This is a genomic window from Pseudarthrobacter sp. (assembly GCF_036675385.1).
GTDB lineage: Bacteria > Actinomycetota > Actinomycetes > Actinomycetales > Micrococcaceae > Arthrobacter.
Map to the genome: position 1 here is coordinate 18,400 of NZ_JAKFFD010000050.1, position 19,395 is coordinate 37,794.

The window sequence follows — 19,395 nt, forward strand, 5'->3', positions numbered from 1 at the left end:
TCGAGAGTGGCGCTACGGACGGACCAGGACCTTCAGGGCTTCGCGGGAATCCATGGCGCGGTAGCCGTCGGGGACCTCGTTCAGGCTGATGGTGCGGTCGAAGACCTTGCCGGGGTTTACGGTGCCGTCAAGGACGCCGGGCAGCAGCGTCTCGATGTAGGCGCGGACTGGAGCCGGGCCGCCGGTGAGCGTGATGTTCGGGCCGAACATGGAGCCGAAACCGATCGGAGCGTCCTCGTACTGGGGCACCCCCACGCGGCTGATGACGCCGCCCGGGCGGATCACGCCGAGGGCCTGGTCGTACGCCGGCCGGTGCCCCACGCACTCAAGGACGGTGTGCGTTCCGTCGCCGCCGCTGAGCTCGCGCACCTTCTCGATGCCGGCCTCACCGCGTTCGGCGACGACGTCGGTGGCGCCGTATTCGATGCCCAGGTCGGTGCGGGCCTTGTGCCGGCCCATCAGGATGATCTGCTCGGCACCGAGCTGCTTGGCGGACAGCACCGCCATCAGCCCGACGGCGCCGTCACCGATGACCGTGACAGTGGTCCGGGCGTTGACGCCTGCCTTGATGGCGGCGTGGTAGCCGGTGCCGTATACATCGGAGAGGGTCAGCAGCGACGGCAGCAGCTCGCTGTCCTCACCCACAGGGGCCTTGACCAGGGTGCCGTCGGCGAACGGGACACGGATGGCCTCGGCCTGGGCGCCGCCGATTCCGTTCGAGGCCCAGAATCCGCCGTGGCGGCAGGAGGTCTGCAGGCCTTCACGGCAGAAGACGCAGGTACCGTCGGACCAGGCGAACGGGGCGATGACGAAGTCCCCCTTCTTCAGGGTGGACACGTCCTTGCCTGTTTCCTCCACGACGCCGATGAACTCGTGGCCCATGGGGCTGCCCTGCCTGGACGAGGGCATGCCGTGGTAGGGGTGCAGGTCGGAGCCGCAGATACAGGAATTGACGATCCGCACGATCGCGTCGGTCGGATTCTGGATGACGGGATCGGGCACGTTCTCCACGCGCACGTCACCGGCGCCATACATGATGGTTGCTCGCATTTTCGTTTCCTCATCACTTCGTCAGGGGCCGGAGCCCGGGTGTTCCTTCACTAGCCAACCGCACATTCCGCCTGTGTGGGAGTGGCTGTTGATACAGGTACCCGCAGTGCCTCCCAGTTGTGTTGTGGCGTTTCACAGGCAGCTGTTTTCCGGCAAGGGTTCCTGTGCGGGTGCAGTTTTGGGGGCGGCGCTCCTCCCGCTGGGCCCAGTCGGAAAGATCGGAAGACTCGCTACTGCAGCCAAGACGCAAGCCTATGTAGGCGTGCGCGGCGTAAACCGGTTTACACCGGGATTACGAAGACTTGGGACGTCGCGGTGCTCAACATGGCGGTCGCTTTGACCAGCTCGGGGCTAAGGCAGTATGGGTACTGATGAGCGAAACAAATATACGGATTCTCAAGCCCAGTCGTAAAAAGCCGGCTTCCGGTGACATCTTTGCATTACAGCTGCCAGACGAGCAGTACGTGTTTGGCAGGGTTATTTCCGCGGATCTTCCTGCGGATAAGGCACCCATGCCCGGCTCATATCTCATCTACATTTACGATCACGTTTCATCTGCGAAAAGTCCCGCATTAGACCAGCTAAGACCGGACTTTCTACTCCTCCCGCCCATATTCATAAACCGCATACCCTGGACCAAAGGCTACTTCGAAACCGTCGGCACCCAGCCCCTGTCGGACGAAGATCTATTGGCCCAGCACTGTTTCCGTCGATGGACCGGAGAGTATAGGGATGAACAGGGTCACCCTATTCCTGCACCAGTGGAGCCCTGCGGGGACTGGGCTCTTTCCAGCTATCGCTGGCTGGATGACCACATCAGTGACCAGTTGGGATTTCCGCGCATACCCGAATGAGCGTTATCGCCCAAGCTGCAGTGCCTCCCACCTCAGACGTGCAGCTCAAACTCCGTGTGCCCGTGCCGGATCCCGTTGATCTGCAGCTCCAGGGCGTGGACCCCGGCGTGGTGCACCCGGGTGGTCATCTGCCGGAAGGCATGACGCTTCGACAGTGTGCGGGTCTCACCGGCGGCGAGGGTGAGCGCCGCGATCTTGAAGACCTTGGCCGATTGCGTGCCGTTGGCTTTGACGTAATGGACCACGTAGTCCACCGCGAGCCGCGCATCGTACTTCCCGGTGTTGGCGATTGCGAAGTCGAAAGCCAGTTCACCCGGTATGGCCACCGAGTTCCGGTCCAGCCGGGGCCCCGTGACAGCAACCGACGCCGTCGTGAACCCCTGCAGCGCGAGTGCACCGGGGTGGGCCTTCTTGATCAGGGTCCGCAGGCCATGCCTGACCACCCATGCGGTGTTGGCGTCCGGGGCGGCCAGCCAGCGAGCCGCCGTTGCCACCACCAGAGCGGGCGCGTGCCGCGCCACGTCGTTGAGGTGGTTCGCCACCGAGCGCCGCACGTACTCCGAAGGGTCCCGGTACAGGGCGTCCAGAACCGGGAGGGACGCCTCCGGATGAAGGACGACGGCGGGTACCCGTACCGCCCAGGGGAGGTATGGCCGGGTCCCCTCGCTGGCCAGCCGCCGGACATGCTCGTCCGGATGCCCCGTCCAGCCCTGGATGATCTCGAGGGAACGCTCCAGGTCCGCGGCCAGCAGCCGGCGGACGGCGAACTCGCCGGTTAGCCTCGGGGTCAGTTCGGCCAGGAGGGCCAGGCAGTCGTCAAAGTCAGGTGCGGCGCCAGATTCGAGGGCAAGCGTGACGGCCGTTTCGGATACCGGCCAGAGGATCCAACCTGTGAAACCGGCGCCGGAAAGGGCGCTCCGGAAGATGTGCGCCGCCGTCGGATATCCCGGATCCGGAAGCTGCCGCACGTCTGCCAGCAGAGCGCTGCTCACCGCATCCGTCCGGCCGCGAAGGCTCAACTCGTCCAACTGTGCGGCGGCAGCAGCGACGTGCGGCCAGTCCAATCCTGGAGCGGCCTCAGCCAGAATCCGGCCCAGTGTTTCCACGCCCTGCCGGTTGATCAGCTCATTCATCACGCCCATTCAGTCAGGCTACCCCGGCAGGCTGACATGCCCGGCGGCAGGGCAAACCATGTGCAGAGAAGGGCCAACATCGCCCAGAAGAGATAATCTTCACCCTAAGCACTCCTCAACGGCGCACGGACGGAAACAAAGTGGCAGAACAGGCAGGCAAGACCAGTCTTTGGCGGACCTTCCATAACAAGTTCGTGGTGGAGGAACGCTTTATGGAACCGGCCGCGCGGACGGCTCTGTACCGGACGGCTGTGGTGCTCATAGGCGTCGGCGCGCTGCTGTTCATCGCCACCCTCGTAGGCGTTCTGCAGAGCAACACCGGCCCCTGGGGTCCCGACGAGTCCATCCGCGACTGGCTGCTCTCGCTCCGGTCCGACACCCTCACGGCCGTGATGATCTTCCTCGCGGTGATCTTTGGCCCTGTGGCCCTGCCCATCATCGTGCTGGTGGTGACGGTGGTCTGGGGGTTCGTGGCCAAGCACGCGTGGCGGCCCATTGTGCTCGCCACCGCGATGCTCACCGGCGTCGTGACATCGCAGATCATCCTGGCGATCGTCCAGCGCTCGCGGCCGCCGGTGGAACTGATGCTGTTCGGCGCAGACTACACCTACTCATTTCCGTCCGGCCATGTGCTGGGTGCCTGTGACTTCCTGCTGGTGACCACCTTCCTGGTGTTCTCAAGGCGGAAAAACCCGACGTCGGCCGTCATCGGCTTCGTTGGTGCGGGCATCGGCGTCGTCCTGGCCGCGCTGAGCCGCCTGTACCTCGGCTACCACTGGCTCAGCGACGCCATGGCCTCAGTATCCCTCTCGCTGCTGATCCTCGGTGCCGTCATCGCCCTGGATACGTGGCGGACCGCCCGGATCCCTGGCGAACGGATCACGGGCGAACTCTCCAAAGCGGACACGCCGGCGGATTAGCCGCGATGGCAACCGAGTCGGATGTCCGCAGCATGTGCCTCGCCCTGCCCGGTGTCACCGAACGCAGCAGCTGGGACCAGCCGGCGTGGTTCGCGAAGACCCTGATGGCGCGCATGTGGGAGGACGGCGTGCTGACGGTGAAGACCACCGAGCGGGAGGCCTTGGCGGGCACGGAGCCCGACACGTATTTCTGGACCCCGCACCATGAGCGTTCGCCGCAGCTCGTGCTGGTCCGGCTGGCCCGCATCGGAACTGAGGAACTCGGAGAACTGCTGGAGGAGTCCTACCGGCTGGCAGGCGGCCGGGGATCCGCACCAGCTGAGGGACGCTAGAGCCCGCGGAGTGACCGCGCACGCTTGAGGGCACGGTGCAGCCTGGCGTTGGCGGCCTCAAGTTCCAGGACTTTTGCGATGCCGGCCAGGTTCAGTCCTTGCTCCAGCAGTTCCCCGATGTGCAGGAGTACGGTGATATCGGCATCGCTGTACTGGCGGGTGCCACCGGAGGTTCGGGCGGGCGTGAGCAGACCCCGTGTCTCGTAAAGCCGGATGTTCTGCTGGCCTGTGCCTGTTAGCTGGGCCGCCACGGAGATGGCATAAAGTGCCCGTCCTGCCGTGGGCGGCGGTTCACGCCCTGAAGTGGACCCTGTCATGTCTGCCTCAAATTTCCTCCAAAGTGCCTTGCTTCAGTTTCCCACGAGTGCTATAAAAAATCTATATCCACCACCATAGATGTACGGGTGGTGGGTATGCGATCAAGTCAACAACTTCATGCTGAAGGAGTGGGAAATGATGTTAATGCGTACGGACCCGTTCCGTGAGCTGGACCGGCTCACCCAACAGGTCTTCGGGACCGTTGCCCGGCCGGCCGCGATGCCCATGGATGCCTGGCAGGAGAACGGCGAATTCGTGGTCGCTTTCGACCTCCCTGGCGTCAAGGTGGACTCCGTGGACCTGAACGTCGAGCGCAATGTCCTGACGGTCCGGGCGGAGCGCCTTGATCCGACCCAGCCCAATGTTGAACTGGTGGCCTCTGAACGCCCCCGCGGCGTTTTCAGCCGCCAACTGATCCTGGGCGACACCCTGGACACTGACCACATCAAGGCCAGCTACGACCAGGGCGTCCTGACACTACGGATCCCGGTGACGGAGCAGGCCAAGCCGCGCAAGATCGAAATCGAGACAAAGAGCCAGATGCACGAAATCGGAGGCTAACAGTTACCCGGGGCGCCGGCAGTCCGCTGCCCGCGCCCCGGGGCCGTGCCCACGAGAATTTCTTCCGGGAAGCCGCCATGACCAGCCAGCCGGACTACTACGACGTGCTGCGCGTGAAGCCTGCTGCCAGCCAGCAGGAGATCTCCCGCGCCTACCGGGTGCTGATGCGCACCCATCATCCGGATCTCGACGGCGGTGCAACAGACGGCGCCAAAGCTGGTGGCGACCCAACCCGTGCCGAGCTGCTGCGGATCATGCAGGCCTTCGCTGTCCTGCGGGATCCGGCGCGGCGGGCAGCCTACGACAGGAGCCGGACCGGCAACAGCATGCAGGGCGCCGATCCGATCGAGATCCCCGTCCGAAAGGTCGGTCGCCGGGACGTGCCAGCTGGCAGCACCATCAGAATCACGCCCGTGCGCTGGGAAAGCGGACCTTGGGCGTAGGCCGGTAAGACGACAGCCATCACAGTGAGGAGGACACCAATGACCGAGTGGCGCCGTTACGATTCACACCTGATCCCTGCATTCCACGAACGCTTCGAACAACGCTGGGGCAAGGGCACCGCGCCGTTCCTGAACCCTGAAGCCCACGAAGAGCCGTTGCCCCGGGCCCAATGGATCAATCCCGTCACCGGCGCGGCCCTGGCAGTGGTGCCGGTGTGGACCGCAGAAGACGAACAGCAGCGGTCCTTCGGGGTGTTCTACCTCCCGCCGGCCGGCGACATCTGGGTGCTCCGGCCCGGATACACAGGCTACCTGGAACCGGCCGACGGCGACACGGAGCAACTCGTCACGCTCCGGAACGATGCCTACCGGAAGGCTGTTGCCCACGCCAAGGAATTTCTGTTCGGCTCACAATGAGTCGGCCGGCCCAGGCATTCCCGGCTTAGGAAATCCTGGGCCGGGGAAACCATGCCCCGGGAAACCATGCCCCGGGAAACCGGGCGAACCGGCCGCGTCCGTGCCGCTGCCCAGCAGGCTGCGGGTGAGGGTTTCGGCGTCGGCCATCAGATCCTCCACGGCGGCCGCCAGGTGCGAATCGGACACCGGGGTGTTATCCAGCGCCGCAGCCACCACCGCCCGCCGGACCAGTTCCCGCGCGAAGGAGGCGGTGGTTCCCGCCGTCCGTTCCGCGGCGGCATCCAGTGCAGCCGGGCTGAACGCCACCAGGCGGCCGTACAGTTCCAGCAGCCTGACCCGTTCGGCATGGGCCGGCAGCGGGATCTCCACCGCGAGGTCCACCCGGCCCGGGCGCTGCGCCAGCGCCCGCTCCAGCATGTCCGGCCGGTTGGTGGTGAGGACGAACGCGACGTCGGCGTCGTTATCCAGGCCGTCCATGGCGTCCAGCACCTCAAAGAGGAGTGGCTGCGGCCCGTGCCCGAAACTCCGGTCCTCGGCAATAAGATCGCAATCCTCCAGCACTACGATCGAGGGCTGCAGCGCCCGGGCCATGCGGGCCGCCTCGGAGATCCTGGCGAGCGATCCGCCCGAGAGGAGGATCGCCGTCGAGCCTTCACTTTGGCTCAGCAGGTGGCGCACGGTGTGCGTCTTGCCGGTCCCCGGGCGGCCGTACAGCAGGATGCCCCGTTTGAGATGCTGGCCGTGCTGTTTGAGGGACGCCCGGTGCGTGGCGATGCCCACGGTGTGGTCCGCGACCTTCTGCAGCAGGCCGTCGGGCATGATGACGTCCGACGCCGGGAGGCTGGGACGGTGGTGGAACGTCACCCCCGCGGTGCTCGGCCCATACTCGGACATGACCAGGGAGATGACCTGCCCCTTGAGGACGCTGTTGTTGTCCATCCGGAGGCGGAACTCGGCCAGGAATCCGGTGGCTGTTTCCGGCCGGGCGGCCAGCAGTTCCAAGGTGGCGGACTGGCGCCCGGTATGCGGGGCCGCGTCGCGCTGCAACACGGCCAGCTTGTGCCCTGCGCGGCTGAAGAGCCAGAGCCCAATGGCCACCGCCTGGCGCTGCTGGCCAGGTCCCACGGCAAGGTTCGTGTACTCGGGCTGGGAGAGCGGAAACTGGGGAAAGAGCTGCGACTGCTGCACCATGTCGCTGAGCGACTGGTGGTGCCGCTGGCCGCCGCCGCCGATGCCCACCAGCCGGCTGTCCGGATCCTGACCGGCAAACTCCGCCATCAGGATGTCCGCATCCATAAACCGGTGCGGCGGGATGTTCTCCACCACCACGGAGAGGCCTTCAGCCGGCTCACCCAGGTGCTCCGTCAGCGCCTCAAGCAGCTGCTTGCCGGCCTGCTGCCGGTGGTTTCCGGCCTGCGCCAGCTGGACCAGCTCGGAAAAATCGTCGATGAACTTCCCCAGTTTTTCATCCATGCTCAGACCCTAGCAGCGACGCTCGTCAGCAGCCCGGCCGTGTGACATTCTGGGATGTACGCGTTCCACGCTTCCTCCTTCATAAGGGCTGACTCGATGCACATTTCCGCCAAGGACCTGGCCGCCCTCATCCCTGCGGACTTCACCCTGGGAGTGGCCACCGCGGCCTTCCAGATCGAAGGCGCGCTCACCGAGGACGGCAGGGGCCCGGCGGGCTGGGACGTGTTTTCGGCCAAGGAAGGTGCCATCGTGGACGGCCACAGCCCCGCCGTTGCCTGCGATCACTATCACCGGATGCCCTACGACGTTGCCCTCATGAAGCAGCTGGGCGTCGACTCGTACCGGTTCTCACTGTCCTGGCCCCGGATCCAGCCCAACGGCAGCGGGCCGGTGAACCCGGCCGGGCTGGCCTTCTACGACCGGCTCCTGGACGAGCTCCTGGCCAACGGGATTTCGCCCATGGTCACGCTCTATCACTGGGACACCCCGCTGGCACTGGACGACGCCGGCGGCTGGGTGAATCGCGATACCGCCTACCGCCTGGGGGAGTTCGCCGCGATCGCCGCTGCTGCTTACGGCGACCGCGTTGCCCGCTGGGTCACCATCAACGAGCCCGCCACGGTCAGCACTAACGGCTACACCATGGGCCTGCACTCACCGGGCGAAACGCTCATGCTCAACGCACTGCCCACCGTGCACCACCAGCTGCTGGGCCACGGGCTCGCGATGCAGGCGCTGCGGGCGGCCGGGGTCCCCGGCGAGATCGGGATGACCAACGTGTATTCGCCCATGGTCCCGAACTCCGTCAACCCCCTGGACTGGATGAGTGCGGGCCTGATGGACATCGCACAGAACCGGCTGTACGCGGACCCCGTCCTCACTGGCCAATATCCGGACATCATCCGCGCCGCGAAGTTCTTCGGCTCCTTTGACCATCCGGACGAGGACATGGAGATCATCTCCCAGCCGCTGGATTTCTACGGCCTGAACTACTACATGCCAACCAAGGTAGCCGTGGGCCCCGGTGACGGGGCGGTGCCGGCCACCATGGCGGAGGCCATGGGCAGCGACCTGAGTGCGGCCGGCAACGGTGCCACACCGTTCCACGTGGAGCCTTGGCCTGAGGCGGACATCACCGCCTACGGCTGGCCGGTGAAACCCGAGTACATCGGGGTGGCACTGAAAGAGATGGCGGAGCGGTACCCGCATCTGCCGCCGGTGATCATCACCGAGGGCGGGGCCAGTTTCGAGGACATCATCGTGCGGGACAAGTCCACCAACACCACCTTCATCCCGGACGAGCGGCGGCTGAAATACCTCTCGGACCACATCGAGTCCGCGCTGAAGGCCACGGCTCCCGGCGGTGAAGCAGAGGGCATTGACCTGCGCGGCTACTATGTGTGGTCGCTGCTGGACAACTTCGAATGGTCGGCAGGCTACAACCAGCCGTTCGGGTTGCTCCATGTTGATTTTGAGACCCTGGAGCGCACGCCGAAGGCGTCCTACTTCTGGCTCCAGGAGCTCATCGAAGAGCGGAACCTTGCCGCAGCGGCGAGTGCCGCCGTCGCGCAGGCCGCCAGTGAGGAACCGGATACCGCCGCTGATCCCGAAACGGCGGTATCTCCCGACGACGGCGTGACCACCTCGGGCGCCACCGCCTAGCCTCGTGGGGATATGTTGCTCGGACTTGGGCACGTTCACCGGAACCTAGCCGGAGTGGTGTGCGTCCTCCGGGTCCTCGGGTGAGTCATCGCGCCGTTCCTTCACCAGCTTGCTGGCACTCACCAGCCGCAGCGCGGTCACCAGCAGGATCCCGCCAAGCACGTTGAAGACCACTACATAGGAAAACCAGCCGAGCCATTCAAGGTAGTTGATGTCAGCACCCGTGTGGATGGCACCGAAGATCAGCAGCGAGTCCAGGATCGAGTGGAAGAGCTGCAGCCCGTAGAGCAGGAAAGCGCCAACGACGGCGGCCGCGATCTTGCCGGTGACGCTGTCCGTCCCGTGCTGCATGCGGGTCATCAACGTGATGGTGCTCCCCGCCAACACGGCAAGACACACGGTCTTCCAGTTAAACCCGGCGTCCAGATAGTAGTTGGCTTCCTTCGTGATGGTCTCGCTCCACTGCGGGAACGCTGTCATGATCAATGCCATAAACAGCCAACCGCCCACCAGGTTGGCAATGAGTGTGCCTCCCCAGAGCTTCCCGAGCTGCGCGTAGCTTGCCTCCCGTGCGACGACAGCGGCAATGGGTACCAGGAAGCCTTCCGTGAACAGTTCGCTCTTGGCCAGCAGGAGGGCGATGAGTCCTGCACTGAAGGCCAGTCCCGCGAGAAGGTGGTTCCCGGTCTCATAGAGAACGGCGAGGTAGGCCATGATGCCAACGCCTATTTCAAACCCGCCGAACAAGCCGGTGATGAGCACGTCCCGAAAGGAGCGGTTCAGCCGCTGCGCGCCTTCCTCAACCGTGCGGTCGAAGGATTCCTCCACCTCCTCCTCAACCGGGCCTGGATTGTCGCCAAGTTCCCGCCGCCGCGCATCGCCGTCGGTGTCGCTCATGCGTGTCGCCTATCCGCCTGAAAGTGTGTGGTGATGGATCTAGAGGAGGTCCAGGAGCTTAAGCTGTTTGGCCATTCCCGCGCCGTCCGGCGAATAGATCCAGGGGACCACCGACGTGGTGTGGTCGCCGTCCTCGGAGTGCCCGCCGGCGAAGACGGACTCGCTGACGGAGAGCTGCCGGATGGCGATGGCGGCCACTTTGTCGGCGTTTTCCTGGGCGAAGCCTGAGTAGATCTGTTCGTCGTGCTGGCCGTTGTCGCCGATCAGGAGCCACCGCATGTCCGGGAATTCCTTGGCGAGGCGCTCCAGGTTGCGGTGCTTGTGCTCCTGCCCGCTGCGGAACCAGCGGTCCTGGGTCAGGCCCCAGTCCGTAAGCAGGAGGGCGCCGGATGGATACATGTTCCGGCCCAGGAACCGCGCCAGGGTGGGGGCAGCATTCCACGGACCCGTGGACAGGTAGATGACGGGCGCGTCCGGGTGTTCAATGGTGAGCCTCTCCAGCAGGACCGCCATCCCCGGCGTCGCCATCCGGGCCCGTTCGCTGAGGACAAACGTGTTCCACAGGGCCAGGAACGGCCTGGGCAGGGCGGTGACCATCACGGTGTCGTCGATGTCGGACACGATGCCGAACTTCGCATCGGCATCGATCACCTGGATCAGCGTCTCCACGGGTTCGGTCCCGTCAGCCCGCAGGATGGCCGTGTGCCAGCCCGGCGGGAGCTGCACGTCCACCACGGTGTCGATCAGGCCGCCACGGTCCGCCCGGACCCGGGTGGTGACGCCGCCGATGGTAATTTCCACCTCGATGAACTGCAGGGGGACGCTGGTGAAGGCCCGCCAGCCGCGGACGTTTTGTGTGCCGTTGCGGGCAGCCTGCTCGGCCCGGCTGCCCGGGGCCGGATTCTTGGTTAACAGGACGCGGCCGAGCACGCGTACCCAGCCGGTCGAACCGTAGCCCTGGTACGCGATGGTCTGCGGCGCGAAATTCCAGCCCTTGGCGAGCTGGATGCGGACGGCGTTGACGACGGCGGAGATCCGGTGCGCCAGGCGTAAAAGCTGGGTGCCGGACAGCGGTGCGGGGTGCGGAGTGTTCTGCGGTGAATTCTGAGGAGCCCTGTCCATGTCTCCACTCTGCCACAGCGCAACCGCGCGCCGGGCACCCTGGCGGTCCCGCCGTCGTGCGTGACGTCAGCCTCCACCAAGGAGCCAGCGGAGGGTGTCGGCGTTCCGCACGGCGTTCCCGCCGCCGTCGTTGTTGAAATAGGCATAAACGTCCTTGCCGGCCGCCGACCATTCGCGGATCCGGTCAGCCCACCACTGCAGATCGGTATCCGAGTAGGAGCCGCCGTACAGGTGATGATGGTCAGGCCCGTGGAGCCGGATGTAGACGAAGGGTGCCGTGGCGCGGAGGATGCACGGCAGCTGGGCGCCGCTCATGATGCAGTAGGCGGCCTGGTGCCGTTCCAGCAAGGCGTAGACGTCCGGATGGTCCCAGCTGGGGTGCCGGAACTCCACGGCCACCCGGATCCACCGCGGGACCGCGGCGAGGAAATGATCCAGCCGGGCATCATCGCGCTGCAGCTGCGGTGGCAGTTGGACCAGCAGGACAGCGCGTTTGTCTCCCAGTTCGTGCCAGCAGCGGGCGATGCGCTCCAGCCAGACTTCGGGTCCGTAGAGTTTCTTGCCGTGGGTCAGGCCGCGCGGAGCTTTGACGGACATCACGAACCCGTCCGGGAGCCGGCGCCGCCAGCTGGCGAAGGACGTGTCCCGGGGCCACCGGTAAAAGCTGGCGTTCAACTCAACAGTGCCAAACCGGGAAACGTAGTGCTGGAGCCTGTCCCGGGCCGGGAGGCCTGGCGGGTAGAGCACGTTCTCCCAGTGGTCATAGCTCCAGCCGGAGGTGCCGATATGGACAGCCACGGTCAGCTGACCCGCAGGGGAGAAGGGTGAACCATAATGCCTCCGGTGTTCGTGGACCGGCCGTCAACTCAGGCTACACCGCTGTGCTTTGCCACTATCATCCACGGTTGTTTTCTCCGGCAGGGCCCATCCGTGTGGCAGTGTATGGGAATGGCGCGCATTGAAGATTATGCAGTTGTTGGCGACCTCCACACCGGCGCCCTGGTCAGCACCGAGGGCTCCATCGACTGGCTTTGCCTGCCGCGCTTCGACTCGCCGGCATGTTTCAACGCGCTCCTGGATACGCCCGAGGCCGGACGCTGGCTACTGGCACCCGAGAGCGGCGGCACCTGCACCAGGCGCGGCTACCGGGAGGGGACCCTGATCCTGGAAACAGAATGGGAAACCCCGGAGGGTGCCGTCAGGGTTATTGACTTCATGCCGCCACGTGACGAGGTGGCGGACATCGTGCGGATCGTCGAGGGCGTGAGCGGAAGCGTCAGGATGCACGGTGAACTGGCGCTGAGGTTCGACTACGGGCATATCGTTCCCTGGGTGCGGCGCGACAAGCACGGCCTGCATGCCATCGCCGGCCCGGACTCCGTCTACTTCGTTACTAAGGCGCCGCTTCACGGCGAGGACATGCATTCCGTCAGTGACTTCACGGTCCAGGCAGGGGAGCGCATCCCCTTTGTCCTGACGTGGGCCCCCAGCCACGTTCCCCGCCCGCACACGGTGGACGCCGAGGTAGTGCTGGGCACCACCCTGGCCTTCTGGCGCGGCTGGTCATCCCAGTGCACCGTGCAAGGAAAGTACCAGGATGCCGTGGTCCGTTCGCTGGTGACCCTGAAGGCGCTGACCTACGCTCCCACGGGCGGCATCGTCGCAGCGGTCACCACGTCCCTGCCGGAACAGCTGGGCGGTCCCCGCAACTGGGATTACCGCTTCTGCTGGCTGCGGGACGCGACCATGACGCTGCAGGCGCTCCTGGCCGCCGGCTACACCACCGAGGCTGCCGCCTGGCGTGACTGGCTGCTCCGCGCTGTGGCGGGCGATCCGGCCGACCTGCAGATCATGTACGGAATCCACGGCGAACGCAGGCTTCCGGAAATGGAGCTGCCGTGGCTTGCCGGGTACGAGAATTCAAAACCGGTACGGACCGGCAACGGCGCCGCCGAGCAGCTTCAGCTGGACGTTTGGGGCGAGGTCCTGGACTGCCTGGCGCTGACCAGGAACTCCCTGCTGAAACATACGGACGAGTCCTGGGACGTTCAAGTGGCCCTGATGCAGCACCTGGAGACCATCTGGGACCAGCCGGACAACGGGCTCTGGGAGATGCGCGGGCCGCGGCGCCATTTCACGCACTCCAAGGTGATGGCCTGGGTAGCTGCAGACCGGATGGTTAAGGGCGTCCGCGATTTCGGCCTGCCCGGCCCCGCGGAACGCTGGGAGGCCCTTCGCGACACCATCCACCGGGACATCATGGCCAACGGCTTCGACCCCGTCCGCAACACTTTTGTGCAGGCGTATGGCCGGCCCGAACTGGATGCCAGCCTGCTGCTGATCCCGCGGGTGGGCTTCCTGCCCCCGGATGATCCCCGGGTGCTGGGGACCATCGACGCGATCCAGCGGGAGCTGACCGAAGACGGTTTTGTGCTGCGGTACCGTCCCGCCGACAGCGACGACGGCCTCCCGGGGGACGAAGGGGTGTTCCTGGCCTGCTCCTTCTGGTTGGTGGAGGCACTGCTGGGTGCGGGGCGAACCGAGGAGTCCACCGAACTCTTCGAACGGCTGCTGGAACTCCGCAACGATGTTGGTCTGCTCAGCGAGGAGTGGGGCGTCAGGGCGGGGCGGCAGCTGGGCAATACACCCCAGGCCTTCAGCCACTTCGCGCTTGTGACAAGCGCTCTTGAGCTGCATCAGGATACAGTTCGCCGAAGTGACACACCTATTCCCCCGGAGACCGAAAGGGTAGGGCAATGAGGGCCCGAGGGGTCCGCCCGCTCTTCACCTCCGCGGGATAGGTAAGTATACTTACTAGACCCGCGGAGCGCTCCTATTAAGGCACAGCGCCGCGACTGAACGAGGGGTGGTTGTAATGGCCGGACATTTTGAGTTGGTGGATGCGCCTGACGGCGGCTATCGCGTGCGGATGTTGGATGGTTCAGGAAGCCTGATGGCTATCTCGGTGACTTTCCCAACGAAGCGGGCCGCGGTGGCCGGCATTGCGATGGCCCGCGAGATTGCCGGCACAGGCCTGATCAGGGACTTCAGCAGCAACGGTGCCGGAGCCGTCATCCGGGACCGGGTTGGTCCCGTGTCCTCCCCGAAAGACAATGCGGCTGCCCGCGCCAAGAAAATGTCCGGGGCCGCCCGCGTTGTAGCCGGGTGATCACCCAAAGCCACGCCTTGGTCCGCGGGCGGCGGTTCGGCGTCCTTTTTGACGTTGATGGAACCTTGGTGGACTCCGCCTACATCCACACGCTCGCGTGGTGGCAGGCGTTCCGCCAGCACCAATATGACGTCCCCATGGCCGCCATTCACCGGTGCGTCGGGATGGGTGGCGACCGTTTGGTGGACACGCTTCTTCCTGCTGGCCGGGACCGCGAGGCCGACACCGAAATCCTGGCCAGCCATGCGGCGGTCTTCGCGCAGAGCTGGCCGTCGCTGCGTCCGTTCGACGGCGCCAAGGAGCTCCTTGCGCAGTGCCACGCCGGGGGACTCGCCGTCGCCCTGGCATCATCGGCGCGAACGCAGGATCTGACGGCCACCCGCAAAGCCCTCGGTGCGGACGCGTTCATCCATGCCGCCACCAGCGCCGACGATGCGACGGCAAGCAAGCCGGACCCGGACATCCTCGTGGCCGCGCTTGAAGCTGTTGGTGTGGCTGCGGCCGGAGCAGTCTATGTGGGGGATGCGGTGTGGGACATGCAGGCTGCTGCCGCGCTGGGAATCCCTGCCATCGGCGTCACGTGCGGCGGGACCAGCGCCGCCGAACTCCGCGAGGCAGGCGCGGCCGAGGTCTACAACGGCCCCCGGGACCTCCTGGACAACCTGCAGGCCAGCGCCATCGGCAGGCTGCTGACGCTGGAGTCGAACCCCGCCGGCGGTCGGTGGGAGGGCTAAAGGGGGAGCAGGGCTGAGAGGTCAGCGCGCAGGCCGGAGGCGGACACTTTGTGCGCCGCGACAGCGTCGGCCCAGCTCAACTGGCCGGTCACCATTCCCAGCCAGGTGGCGGCGTCGCACTCGATCACGTTGGGCGGGGTTCCGCGGGTGTGCCGCGGCCCCTCCACGCACTGGGTGACGCCGAACGGCGGCACCCGCACTTCCACCGAGTTCCCCGGTGCCCGCGCGGTCACCTCCTCCAGCGTGTACCGCACGGCCGTGGCCGTGACGTTGCGGGGGAGCGGAACGTCCGACGGCGATGCGGCGGCCTCCTGCCACGCGGCCAGTGCCGCTGTGCCTTCTTCAATGCCGATCCGACGGCGTGCTACAGCCATCAGTCCAGGAGCGCGGACACGGCCGGGCCCAGGCGGATCTTGCCCACCTCGTGGCTGCCGCCCATCACCGGGGCCACCACTTTTTCGAGGACGCTGGAGACGCCCGGAATATCCACGGCGCCAACCGCGGCGAGGAGGGTCAGGCCCACCAGGGACGTGGCGCGCAGATTCCCGTCCAGTATCTTGATGGCCACCGAGACACCCTGGGGTGTGGCCATGGCCAGGACGCCCTCGGCGCCGATCTTGGCGATGATGCCCAGTTCGTCCATCACGATGGTGTTGGCCTCGCCGCGGCCCTGAACGGCCCAGGGGTAGTCGAGCATGGACGTGGCGATGGTGGCGGCGCGGGCGTTGGAATTCTTGTCACCCGGGGCCTTGGCCAGCATCGAGAACGCTCGCGCCAACCCGGTCAGCGAAATGGCGGCCACCGGGGCCCCGCACCCGTCAATGCCCAGGTGGGCGATTCTTTCGCCGCTGTATTCCTCGATCACGCTTCGGACACGCTGCTGCAGCGGATGGTTCGGTTCGAGGTAGCTGTGGGTGTCCCAGCCGTTTTCGGTGCAGGCCCACAGGAAAGCGGCGTGCTTGCCGGAGCAGTTGAAGGCCAGCTTCGATTTGCCCTTTTCGGACCGGACCAGCCAGTTGCGGGCCGTCTCGTCCTGCGGCCAGGCGGCGGGGCACTGGAGCTGGTCCTCCCGGACGCCGGCTGCCTTGAGCATTCCCTCCACCACGTCCATGTGGTCCAGGGAGCCCACGTGGCTGCCGCAGGCGAGGGCCACCTGAGCGCCGCGCAGCGGAACTCCGGACTGCATGGCCGCAAGGGCCTGCAGCGGTTTAAGCGCGGACCGTGCGTACAGGGGAGTCCGGATGTCGCCGAGCTCTGTGACGACGGACCCGTCGCCGGACAGTACGACGGCTGAGCCGATGTGCCGGGACTCCACAAAACCGCTTCGTTCAATAACGGCGAGTTCGACGGCGGAGTCCACGGTGAATGTGGCATGCGGGTTGTGCGGCATGTTGCCAGTCTAGGGGCGGAATCCACGAATGCCGGGCTACTCCACGGTGACCATGACCGACTGCCAGCCGGAGGCGCCGTCGGGCACCGGATCGGCTCGCTGATCGGTCTGGACCTCGCCCGTTCCGTCGGTGGCGCGGACCTTGATGTAGTGCGGCCCGGGCGTGGCTTCCCAGTCGAAGGACCACTGGCGCCACGTGATGAGGGACGCCTCGGTGGACAGGACGGCCTCGGCCCAGGGGTTGTTGTCGATCTGGACTTCCACCTTGGTGATGCCGCGGGTCTGCGCCCACGCAGTGCCGCCGATCGCCACCCGGCCGGCGGGCACCTTGGCGAAGGACTTCGGGACTTCCACCCGGGCCATGGTCTTGATGGGGCCGCGCTCGGACCAGCCGCGCTGGGTCCAGTAGGCCTTGCTGTCCGCGAACCGCGTCACTTCCAGGTCCACCACCCACTTGGTGGCGGAGACAAAACCGTACAGCCCGGGCACCACCATGCGCACCGGATAGCCGTGCTCCAGCGGCAGGGGCTCGCCGTTCATGCCGATCGCCAGCATGGCGTCGCGGTCATCCTGCAGGACCTCCAACGGTGTGGAGGCGCTGAAGCCATCGATCGACGTCGACAGCACCATGTCCGCGCCGTCCTTGGGACGCGCCCGCTTGAGGACTTCGCGGATGGGAAGGCCGAGCCATTTGGCGTTGCCGGCGAGGTTTCCGCCCACGGGATTGGAGACACAGGTGAGGGTCACGTGCGATTCGAGGAGGTCGGCGTCGAGCAGGTCCTGGAAGGTGAGGCGGACCTCTTCCTCCACCAGCCCGTGCACGCGGAGCTCCCAGTCATCGGCGTTGATTTCGGGGACGCTGAGGGCGGTGTCGATCCGGTAGAAGTCCCCGTTGGGCGTGATCCAGGGTGTCACACCGGCCGCGGGGGACTGGACGCCGGCGGGCACAGCGGCTGCCGTCTTTGCCGGGGCGGGCAGCTGCAGGGCCTCGCGGGCCTGGGAGATGTTGCTGCGCGCGGCACTGAGCAGGCGGCCGCCCGTGGCTGCGACCCCGGCGCCGACCACGGTGATCCCGGCGGCGGCAAAGAAGCGTCGGCGGCTGGTGGCGGGACGGTCAGGTTCCGCGGCGCCCGTGTCGGCAGGCGCCTCGGGCCAGGATTTCAGCCGCCAGAGCGGGGCGATCAGCAGGCGCAGCACTACCAGCCCGGCAATTGTGCCCAGCACGCTGGGGATGGCATCAACCGGCTTCACGCTGGCCCGCGTTACCACGCTGGCCACAATCACCGCGCCCATCAGCAGCACACCGGCAACGCCCAGCGCCCACCTGCGGTAGGCCACCGCACCCAGCACGCAGGCCAGCAGGAAAATGGCCAGGCCCATCCCCACAAACAGCGCGGCTTTGTCATTGGTGCCGAACGTGGCGATGGCAAAGTCCTTCATCCACGGCGGTGTGAAGTCGATGAACGTGGACCCCAACGCGATCACCGGAGTTGCCCGGGCGGTAAAGAATGCTCCGATCAGCTCCGCAACGGAAAGTACGACGGCGGCAGCCGCCACGCCTGCCAGCGCGGCCATTGCGGCGGGATCTTTGAGCCACTTCAGAAGCTTCTTCATGCTTTGGATTCGTTGCGGCGGGCCGCAGGGATGGCCGGGCGGGGACACAGCTTAGGAGCACCCCCTTAGGAAAGGGCAGGGTGCACAAAGTACCCTTGGAGACTGTGAAGGTACTCGTCATTGGCCCTGGAGGCCGCGAACACGCCATTGTCCGCTCCCTGCTCGCCGACCCCAACGTTTCCGAGGTCCATGCGGCTCCCGGCAACGCCGGCATCAGCAAGCTGGTCCCCACCCACAACATTGACGGGAATGATCCCGACGCCGTCGCGGCGCTGGCCACCAAGCTCGGCGTGGACCTCGTGGTGGTGGGCCCCGAGGCGCCGCTGGCGGCCGGGGTGTCCGACGCCGTCCGCGACGCCGGCATCCCGGTCTTCGGCCCCAGCAAGGCCGCAGCCCAGCTGGAAGCCTCCAAAGCGTTCGCCAAGGAAGTTATGGCCGAAGCGGGAGTCCCCACGGCCATGGCGATGGTGGCCACAAACGCCGAGGAAGCCGCCGCGGCCCTGGACACCTTCGGCGCACCCTACGTGGTGAAGGACGACGGCCTCGCGGCCGGCAAGGGCGTGGTGGTCACCAACAACCGCGACGAAGCCCTGGCCCACGCGCAGACGTGCTTCGACGCCGGCGGCACCGTGGTGATCGAGGAATTCCTCGACGGCCCCGAGGTTTCCGTCTTTGTCCTCTGCGACGGCCGCAACACCGTGGCACTGTCCCCGGCGCAGGACTTCAAACGCATCTTCGACAATGACGAAGGCCCCAACACCGGCGGCATGGGTGCCTACACCCCGCTGGAATGGGCCCCCGCCGGGCTGGTCCAGGAAGTCATCGACCGCGTCGCGCAGCCCACGGTCAATGAAATGGCGAACCGCGGCACCCCGTTTGTGGGTGTGCTGTTTGTTGGCCTGGCGCTGACCACGCGCGGCACCCGCGTCATCGAATTCAACGTCCGCTTCGGCGACCCCGAGACGCAGGCCGTACTGGCCCGGCTCAAAACCCCCCTCGGTGCGCTGCTGCTGGCAGCCGCCAAGGGCGAACTGGACAAGGCAGACGAGCTGCGCTGGTCCAAGGAGACCGCAGTCGCCGTCGTCGTCGCGTCCGAAAACTACCCGGACACCCCGCGCACCGGTGACCGCATCCGCGGACTCAAGAAGGTGGATGAGCTCGACGGCGTGCACGTGATCCACGCAGGCACCGCGCTCGACGACGACGGCAAGGTGATCTCCGCCGGCGGCCGGGTACTCGCCGTCGTTGCCCTCGGCAGCGACCTGGTGGAGGCCCGGGAACGGGCGTACGACGGCGTGGAGCTGGT

21 protein-coding genes are annotated in these 19,395 nt (G+C 66.2%); 11 read left to right on the forward strand and 10 right to left on the reverse strand.

Annotated features, from left to right (window positions below; genetic code table 11):
• Positions 1–12: 12 nt before the first annotated feature.
• The gene (locus V6M49_RS04650) at positions 13–1,050 is read right to left on the reverse strand and encodes a zinc-dependent alcohol dehydrogenase family protein (RefSeq protein WP_332760273.1); all 1,038 of its coding nucleotides are present in this window, start codon (positions 1,048–1,050) and stop codon (positions 13–15) included.
• Positions 1,051–1,421: 371 nt separating this feature from the next.
• On the opposite strand from V6M49_RS04650, the gene V6M49_RS04655 reads away from it, so the two are divergent.
• Positions 1,422–1,904 (forward strand): immunity 26/phosphotriesterase HocA family protein, encoded by a 483-nt coding sequence (locus V6M49_RS04655; RefSeq protein ID WP_332760274.1) that lies wholly within the window; start codon positions 1,422–1,424, stop codon positions 1,902–1,904.
• Positions 1,905–1,936: 32 nt separating this feature from the next.
• Here V6M49_RS04655 and V6M49_RS04660 read toward each other — a convergent pair whose 3' ends face one another.
• Positions 1,937–3,046: a DNA alkylation repair protein gene (locus tag V6M49_RS04660; protein ID WP_332760276.1), complete on the reverse strand. Its 1,110-nt coding sequence runs from the start codon at positions 3,044–3,046 to the stop codon at positions 1,937–1,939.
• Positions 3,047–3,177: 131 nt separating this feature from the next.
• Between V6M49_RS04660 and V6M49_RS04665 the strand changes: the two genes are divergently transcribed.
• Positions 3,178–3,957 (forward strand): phosphatase PAP2 family protein, encoded by a 780-nt coding sequence (locus tag V6M49_RS04665; RefSeq protein ID WP_332760278.1) that lies wholly within the window; start codon positions 3,178–3,180, stop codon positions 3,955–3,957.
• A gap of 5 nt (positions 3,958–3,962) precedes the next feature.
• Positions 3,963–4,289, forward strand: coding sequence for an MmcQ/YjbR family DNA-binding protein (locus V6M49_RS04670; RefSeq protein WP_332760280.1), 327 nt, complete (start codon positions 3,963–3,965; stop codon positions 4,287–4,289).
• Here V6M49_RS04670 and V6M49_RS04675 read toward each other — a convergent pair.
• Positions 4,286–4,606 (reverse strand): MerR family transcriptional regulator, encoded by a 321-nt coding sequence (locus tag V6M49_RS04675; RefSeq protein WP_141141618.1) that lies wholly within the window; start codon positions 4,604–4,606, stop codon positions 4,286–4,288. The two genes, V6M49_RS04670 and V6M49_RS04675, sit on opposite strands and share 4 nt — an antisense overlap.
• 139 nt (positions 4,607–4,745) lie before the next feature.
• Between V6M49_RS04675 and V6M49_RS04680 the strand changes: the two genes are divergently transcribed.
• The 3 genes from V6M49_RS04680 to V6M49_RS04690 all read left to right on the forward strand — a co-directional run bounded on the left by V6M49_RS04680 (position 4,746) and on the right by V6M49_RS04690 (position 6,028).
• Positions 4,746–5,168 carry an Hsp20/alpha crystallin family protein gene (locus V6M49_RS04680; protein ID WP_141142194.1) on the forward strand — a complete coding sequence of 141 codons (423 nt, stop codon included), beginning with the start codon at positions 4,746–4,748 and terminating at the stop codon, positions 5,166–5,168.
• Positions 5,169–5,245: 77 nt separating this feature from the next.
• Entirely contained in the window at positions 5,246–5,611 is a 366-nt protein-coding gene (locus tag V6M49_RS04685) for a J domain-containing protein (RefSeq protein WP_332760283.1), read from the forward strand.
• A gap of 39 nt (positions 5,612–5,650) precedes the next feature.
• The gene (locus V6M49_RS04690; RefSeq protein WP_141141616.1) at positions 5,651–6,028 is read left to right on the forward strand and encodes a hypothetical protein; all 378 of its coding nucleotides are present in this window, start codon (positions 5,651–5,653) and stop codon (positions 6,026–6,028) included.
• Here V6M49_RS04690 and V6M49_RS04695 read toward each other — a convergent pair.
• Complete coding sequence (locus V6M49_RS04695; RefSeq protein ID WP_332760285.1) at positions 6,020–7,501, reverse strand: ATP-binding protein; 1,482 nt, start codon at positions 7,499–7,501, stop codon at positions 6,020–6,022. The genes V6M49_RS04690 and V6M49_RS04695 overlap by 9 nt on opposite strands.
• A gap of 96 nt (positions 7,502–7,597) precedes the next feature.
• On the opposite strand from V6M49_RS04695, the gene V6M49_RS04700 reads away from it, so the two are divergent.
• Entirely contained in the window at positions 7,598–9,163 is a 1,566-nt protein-coding gene (locus V6M49_RS04700; RefSeq protein ID WP_332760286.1) for a glycoside hydrolase family 1 protein, read from the forward strand.
• A gap of 45 nt (positions 9,164–9,208) precedes the next feature.
• Here V6M49_RS04700 and V6M49_RS04705 read toward each other — a convergent pair whose 3' ends face one another.
• The 3 genes from V6M49_RS04705 to V6M49_RS04715 form a co-directional block, all read right to left on the reverse strand.
• Positions 9,209–10,060: a formate/nitrite transporter family protein gene (locus tag V6M49_RS04705; RefSeq protein ID WP_141141613.1), complete on the reverse strand. Its 852-nt coding sequence runs from the start codon at positions 10,058–10,060 to the stop codon at positions 9,209–9,211.
• 39 nt (positions 10,061–10,099) lie between these two features.
• Positions 10,100–11,182, reverse strand: a complete 1,083-nt coding sequence (locus V6M49_RS04710) for an App1 family protein (RefSeq protein ID WP_141141612.1) — start codon at positions 11,180–11,182, stop codon at positions 10,100–10,102.
• A gap of 66 nt (positions 11,183–11,248) precedes the next feature.
• Complete coding sequence (locus V6M49_RS04715) at positions 11,249–11,980, reverse strand: DUF72 domain-containing protein (protein ID WP_141141611.1); 732 nt, start codon at positions 11,978–11,980, stop codon at positions 11,249–11,251.
• Positions 11,981–12,130: 150 nt separating this feature from the next.
• Between V6M49_RS04715 and V6M49_RS04720 the strand changes: the two genes are divergently transcribed.
• From V6M49_RS04720 to V6M49_RS04730, 3 genes are all read left to right on the forward strand, one after another.
• On the forward strand, positions 12,131–13,942 hold the full coding sequence (locus tag V6M49_RS04720) for a glycoside hydrolase family 15 protein (RefSeq protein WP_332760290.1): 1,812 nt from the start codon (positions 12,131–12,133) through the stop codon (positions 13,940–13,942).
• Positions 13,943–14,135: 193 nt separating this feature from the next.
• The gene (locus tag V6M49_RS04725; RefSeq protein ID WP_442959692.1) at positions 14,136–14,351 is read left to right on the forward strand and encodes a hypothetical protein; all 216 of its coding nucleotides are present in this window, start codon (positions 14,136–14,138) and stop codon (positions 14,349–14,351) included.
• Positions 14,348–15,085, forward strand: coding sequence for an HAD family hydrolase (locus tag V6M49_RS04730; RefSeq protein WP_332760292.1), 738 nt, complete (start codon positions 14,348–14,350; stop codon positions 15,083–15,085). Before V6M49_RS04725 ends, V6M49_RS04730 begins: the two co-directional genes overlap by 4 nt.
• Here the strand turns inward: V6M49_RS04730 and V6M49_RS04735 are convergent.
• The 3 genes from V6M49_RS04735 to V6M49_RS04745 are packed head-to-tail and all read right to left on the reverse strand — an operon-like array spanning position 15,082 to position 18,089.
• Positions 15,082–15,459, reverse strand: a complete 378-nt coding sequence (locus V6M49_RS04735) for a sterol carrier family protein (RefSeq protein WP_104060550.1) — start codon at positions 15,457–15,459, stop codon at positions 15,082–15,084. The genes V6M49_RS04730 and V6M49_RS04735 overlap by 4 nt on opposite strands.
• Positions 15,459–16,475, reverse strand: coding sequence for an asparaginase (locus tag V6M49_RS04740; protein WP_141141609.1), 1,017 nt, complete (start codon positions 16,473–16,475; stop codon positions 15,459–15,461). The genes V6M49_RS04735 and V6M49_RS04740 overlap by 1 nt, the downstream gene beginning before the upstream one ends.
• Before the next feature lie 36 nt (positions 16,476–16,511).
• Positions 16,512–18,089 carry a molybdopterin-dependent oxidoreductase gene (locus V6M49_RS04745; RefSeq protein ID WP_332760294.1) on the reverse strand — a complete coding sequence of 526 codons (1,578 nt, stop codon included), beginning with the start codon at positions 18,087–18,089 and terminating at the stop codon, positions 16,512–16,514.
• A gap of 104 nt (positions 18,090–18,193) precedes the next feature.
• On the opposite strand from V6M49_RS04745, the gene purD reads away from it, so the two are divergent.
• Positions 18,194–19,395 (forward strand): phosphoribosylamine--glycine ligase (gene purD / locus V6M49_RS04750; RefSeq protein WP_332760298.1); only part of this gene is annotated, 1,202 nt, incomplete at its 3' end.

Coding starts and splice junctions, on each gene's coding strand:
- V6M49_RS04650 (WP_332760273.1), bottom strand. CDS start 1,050: ATGCGAGCAACCATCATGTATGGCGCCGGTGACGTGCGCGTGGAGAAC.
- V6M49_RS04655 (WP_332760274.1), top strand. CDS start 1,422: ATGAGCGAAACAAATATACGGATTCTCAAGCCCAGTCGTAAAAAGCCG.
- V6M49_RS04660 (WP_332760276.1), bottom strand. CDS start 3,046: ATGGGCGTGATGAATGAGCTGATCAACCGGCAGGGCGTGGAAACACTG.
- V6M49_RS04670 (WP_332760280.1), top strand. CDS start 3,963: ATGGCAACCGAGTCGGATGTCCGCAGCATGTGCCTCGCCCTGCCCGGT.
- V6M49_RS04675 (WP_141141618.1), bottom strand. CDS start 4,606: ATGACAGGGTCCACTTCAGGGCGTGAACCGCCGCCCACGGCAGGACGG.
- V6M49_RS04680 (WP_141142194.1), top strand. CDS start 4,746: ATGTTAATGCGTACGGACCCGTTCCGTGAGCTGGACCGGCTCACCCAA.
- V6M49_RS04685 (WP_332760283.1), top strand. CDS start 5,246: ATGACCAGCCAGCCGGACTACTACGACGTGCTGCGCGTGAAGCCTGCT.
- V6M49_RS04690 (WP_141141616.1), top strand. CDS start 5,651: ATGACCGAGTGGCGCCGTTACGATTCACACCTGATCCCTGCATTCCAC.
- V6M49_RS04695 (WP_332760285.1), bottom strand. CDS start 7,501: ATGGATGAAAAACTGGGGAAGTTCATCGACGATTTTTCCGAGCTGGTC.
- V6M49_RS04700 (WP_332760286.1), top strand. CDS start 7,598: ATGCACATTTCCGCCAAGGACCTGGCCGCCCTCATCCCTGCGGACTTC.
- V6M49_RS04705 (WP_141141613.1), bottom strand. CDS start 10,060: ATGAGCGACACCGACGGCGATGCGCGGCGGCGGGAACTTGGCGACAAT.
- V6M49_RS04710 (WP_141141612.1), bottom strand. CDS start 11,182: ATGGACAGGGCTCCTCAGAATTCACCGCAGAACACTCCGCACCCCGCA.
- V6M49_RS04720 (WP_332760290.1), top strand. CDS start 12,131: ATGGCGCGCATTGAAGATTATGCAGTTGTTGGCGACCTCCACACCGGC.
- V6M49_RS04725 (WP_442959692.1), top strand. CDS start 14,136: ATGGCTATCTCGGTGACTTTCCCAACGAAGCGGGCCGCGGTGGCCGGC.
- V6M49_RS04735 (WP_104060550.1), bottom strand. CDS start 15,459: ATGGCTGTAGCACGCCGTCGGATCGGCATTGAAGAAGGCACAGCGGCA.
- V6M49_RS04740 (WP_141141609.1), bottom strand. CDS start 16,475: ATGCCGCACAACCCGCATGCCACATTCACCGTGGACTCCGCCGTCGAA.
- V6M49_RS04745 (WP_332760294.1), bottom strand. CDS start 18,089: ATGAAGAAGCTTCTGAAGTGGCTCAAAGATCCCGCCGCAATGGCCGCG.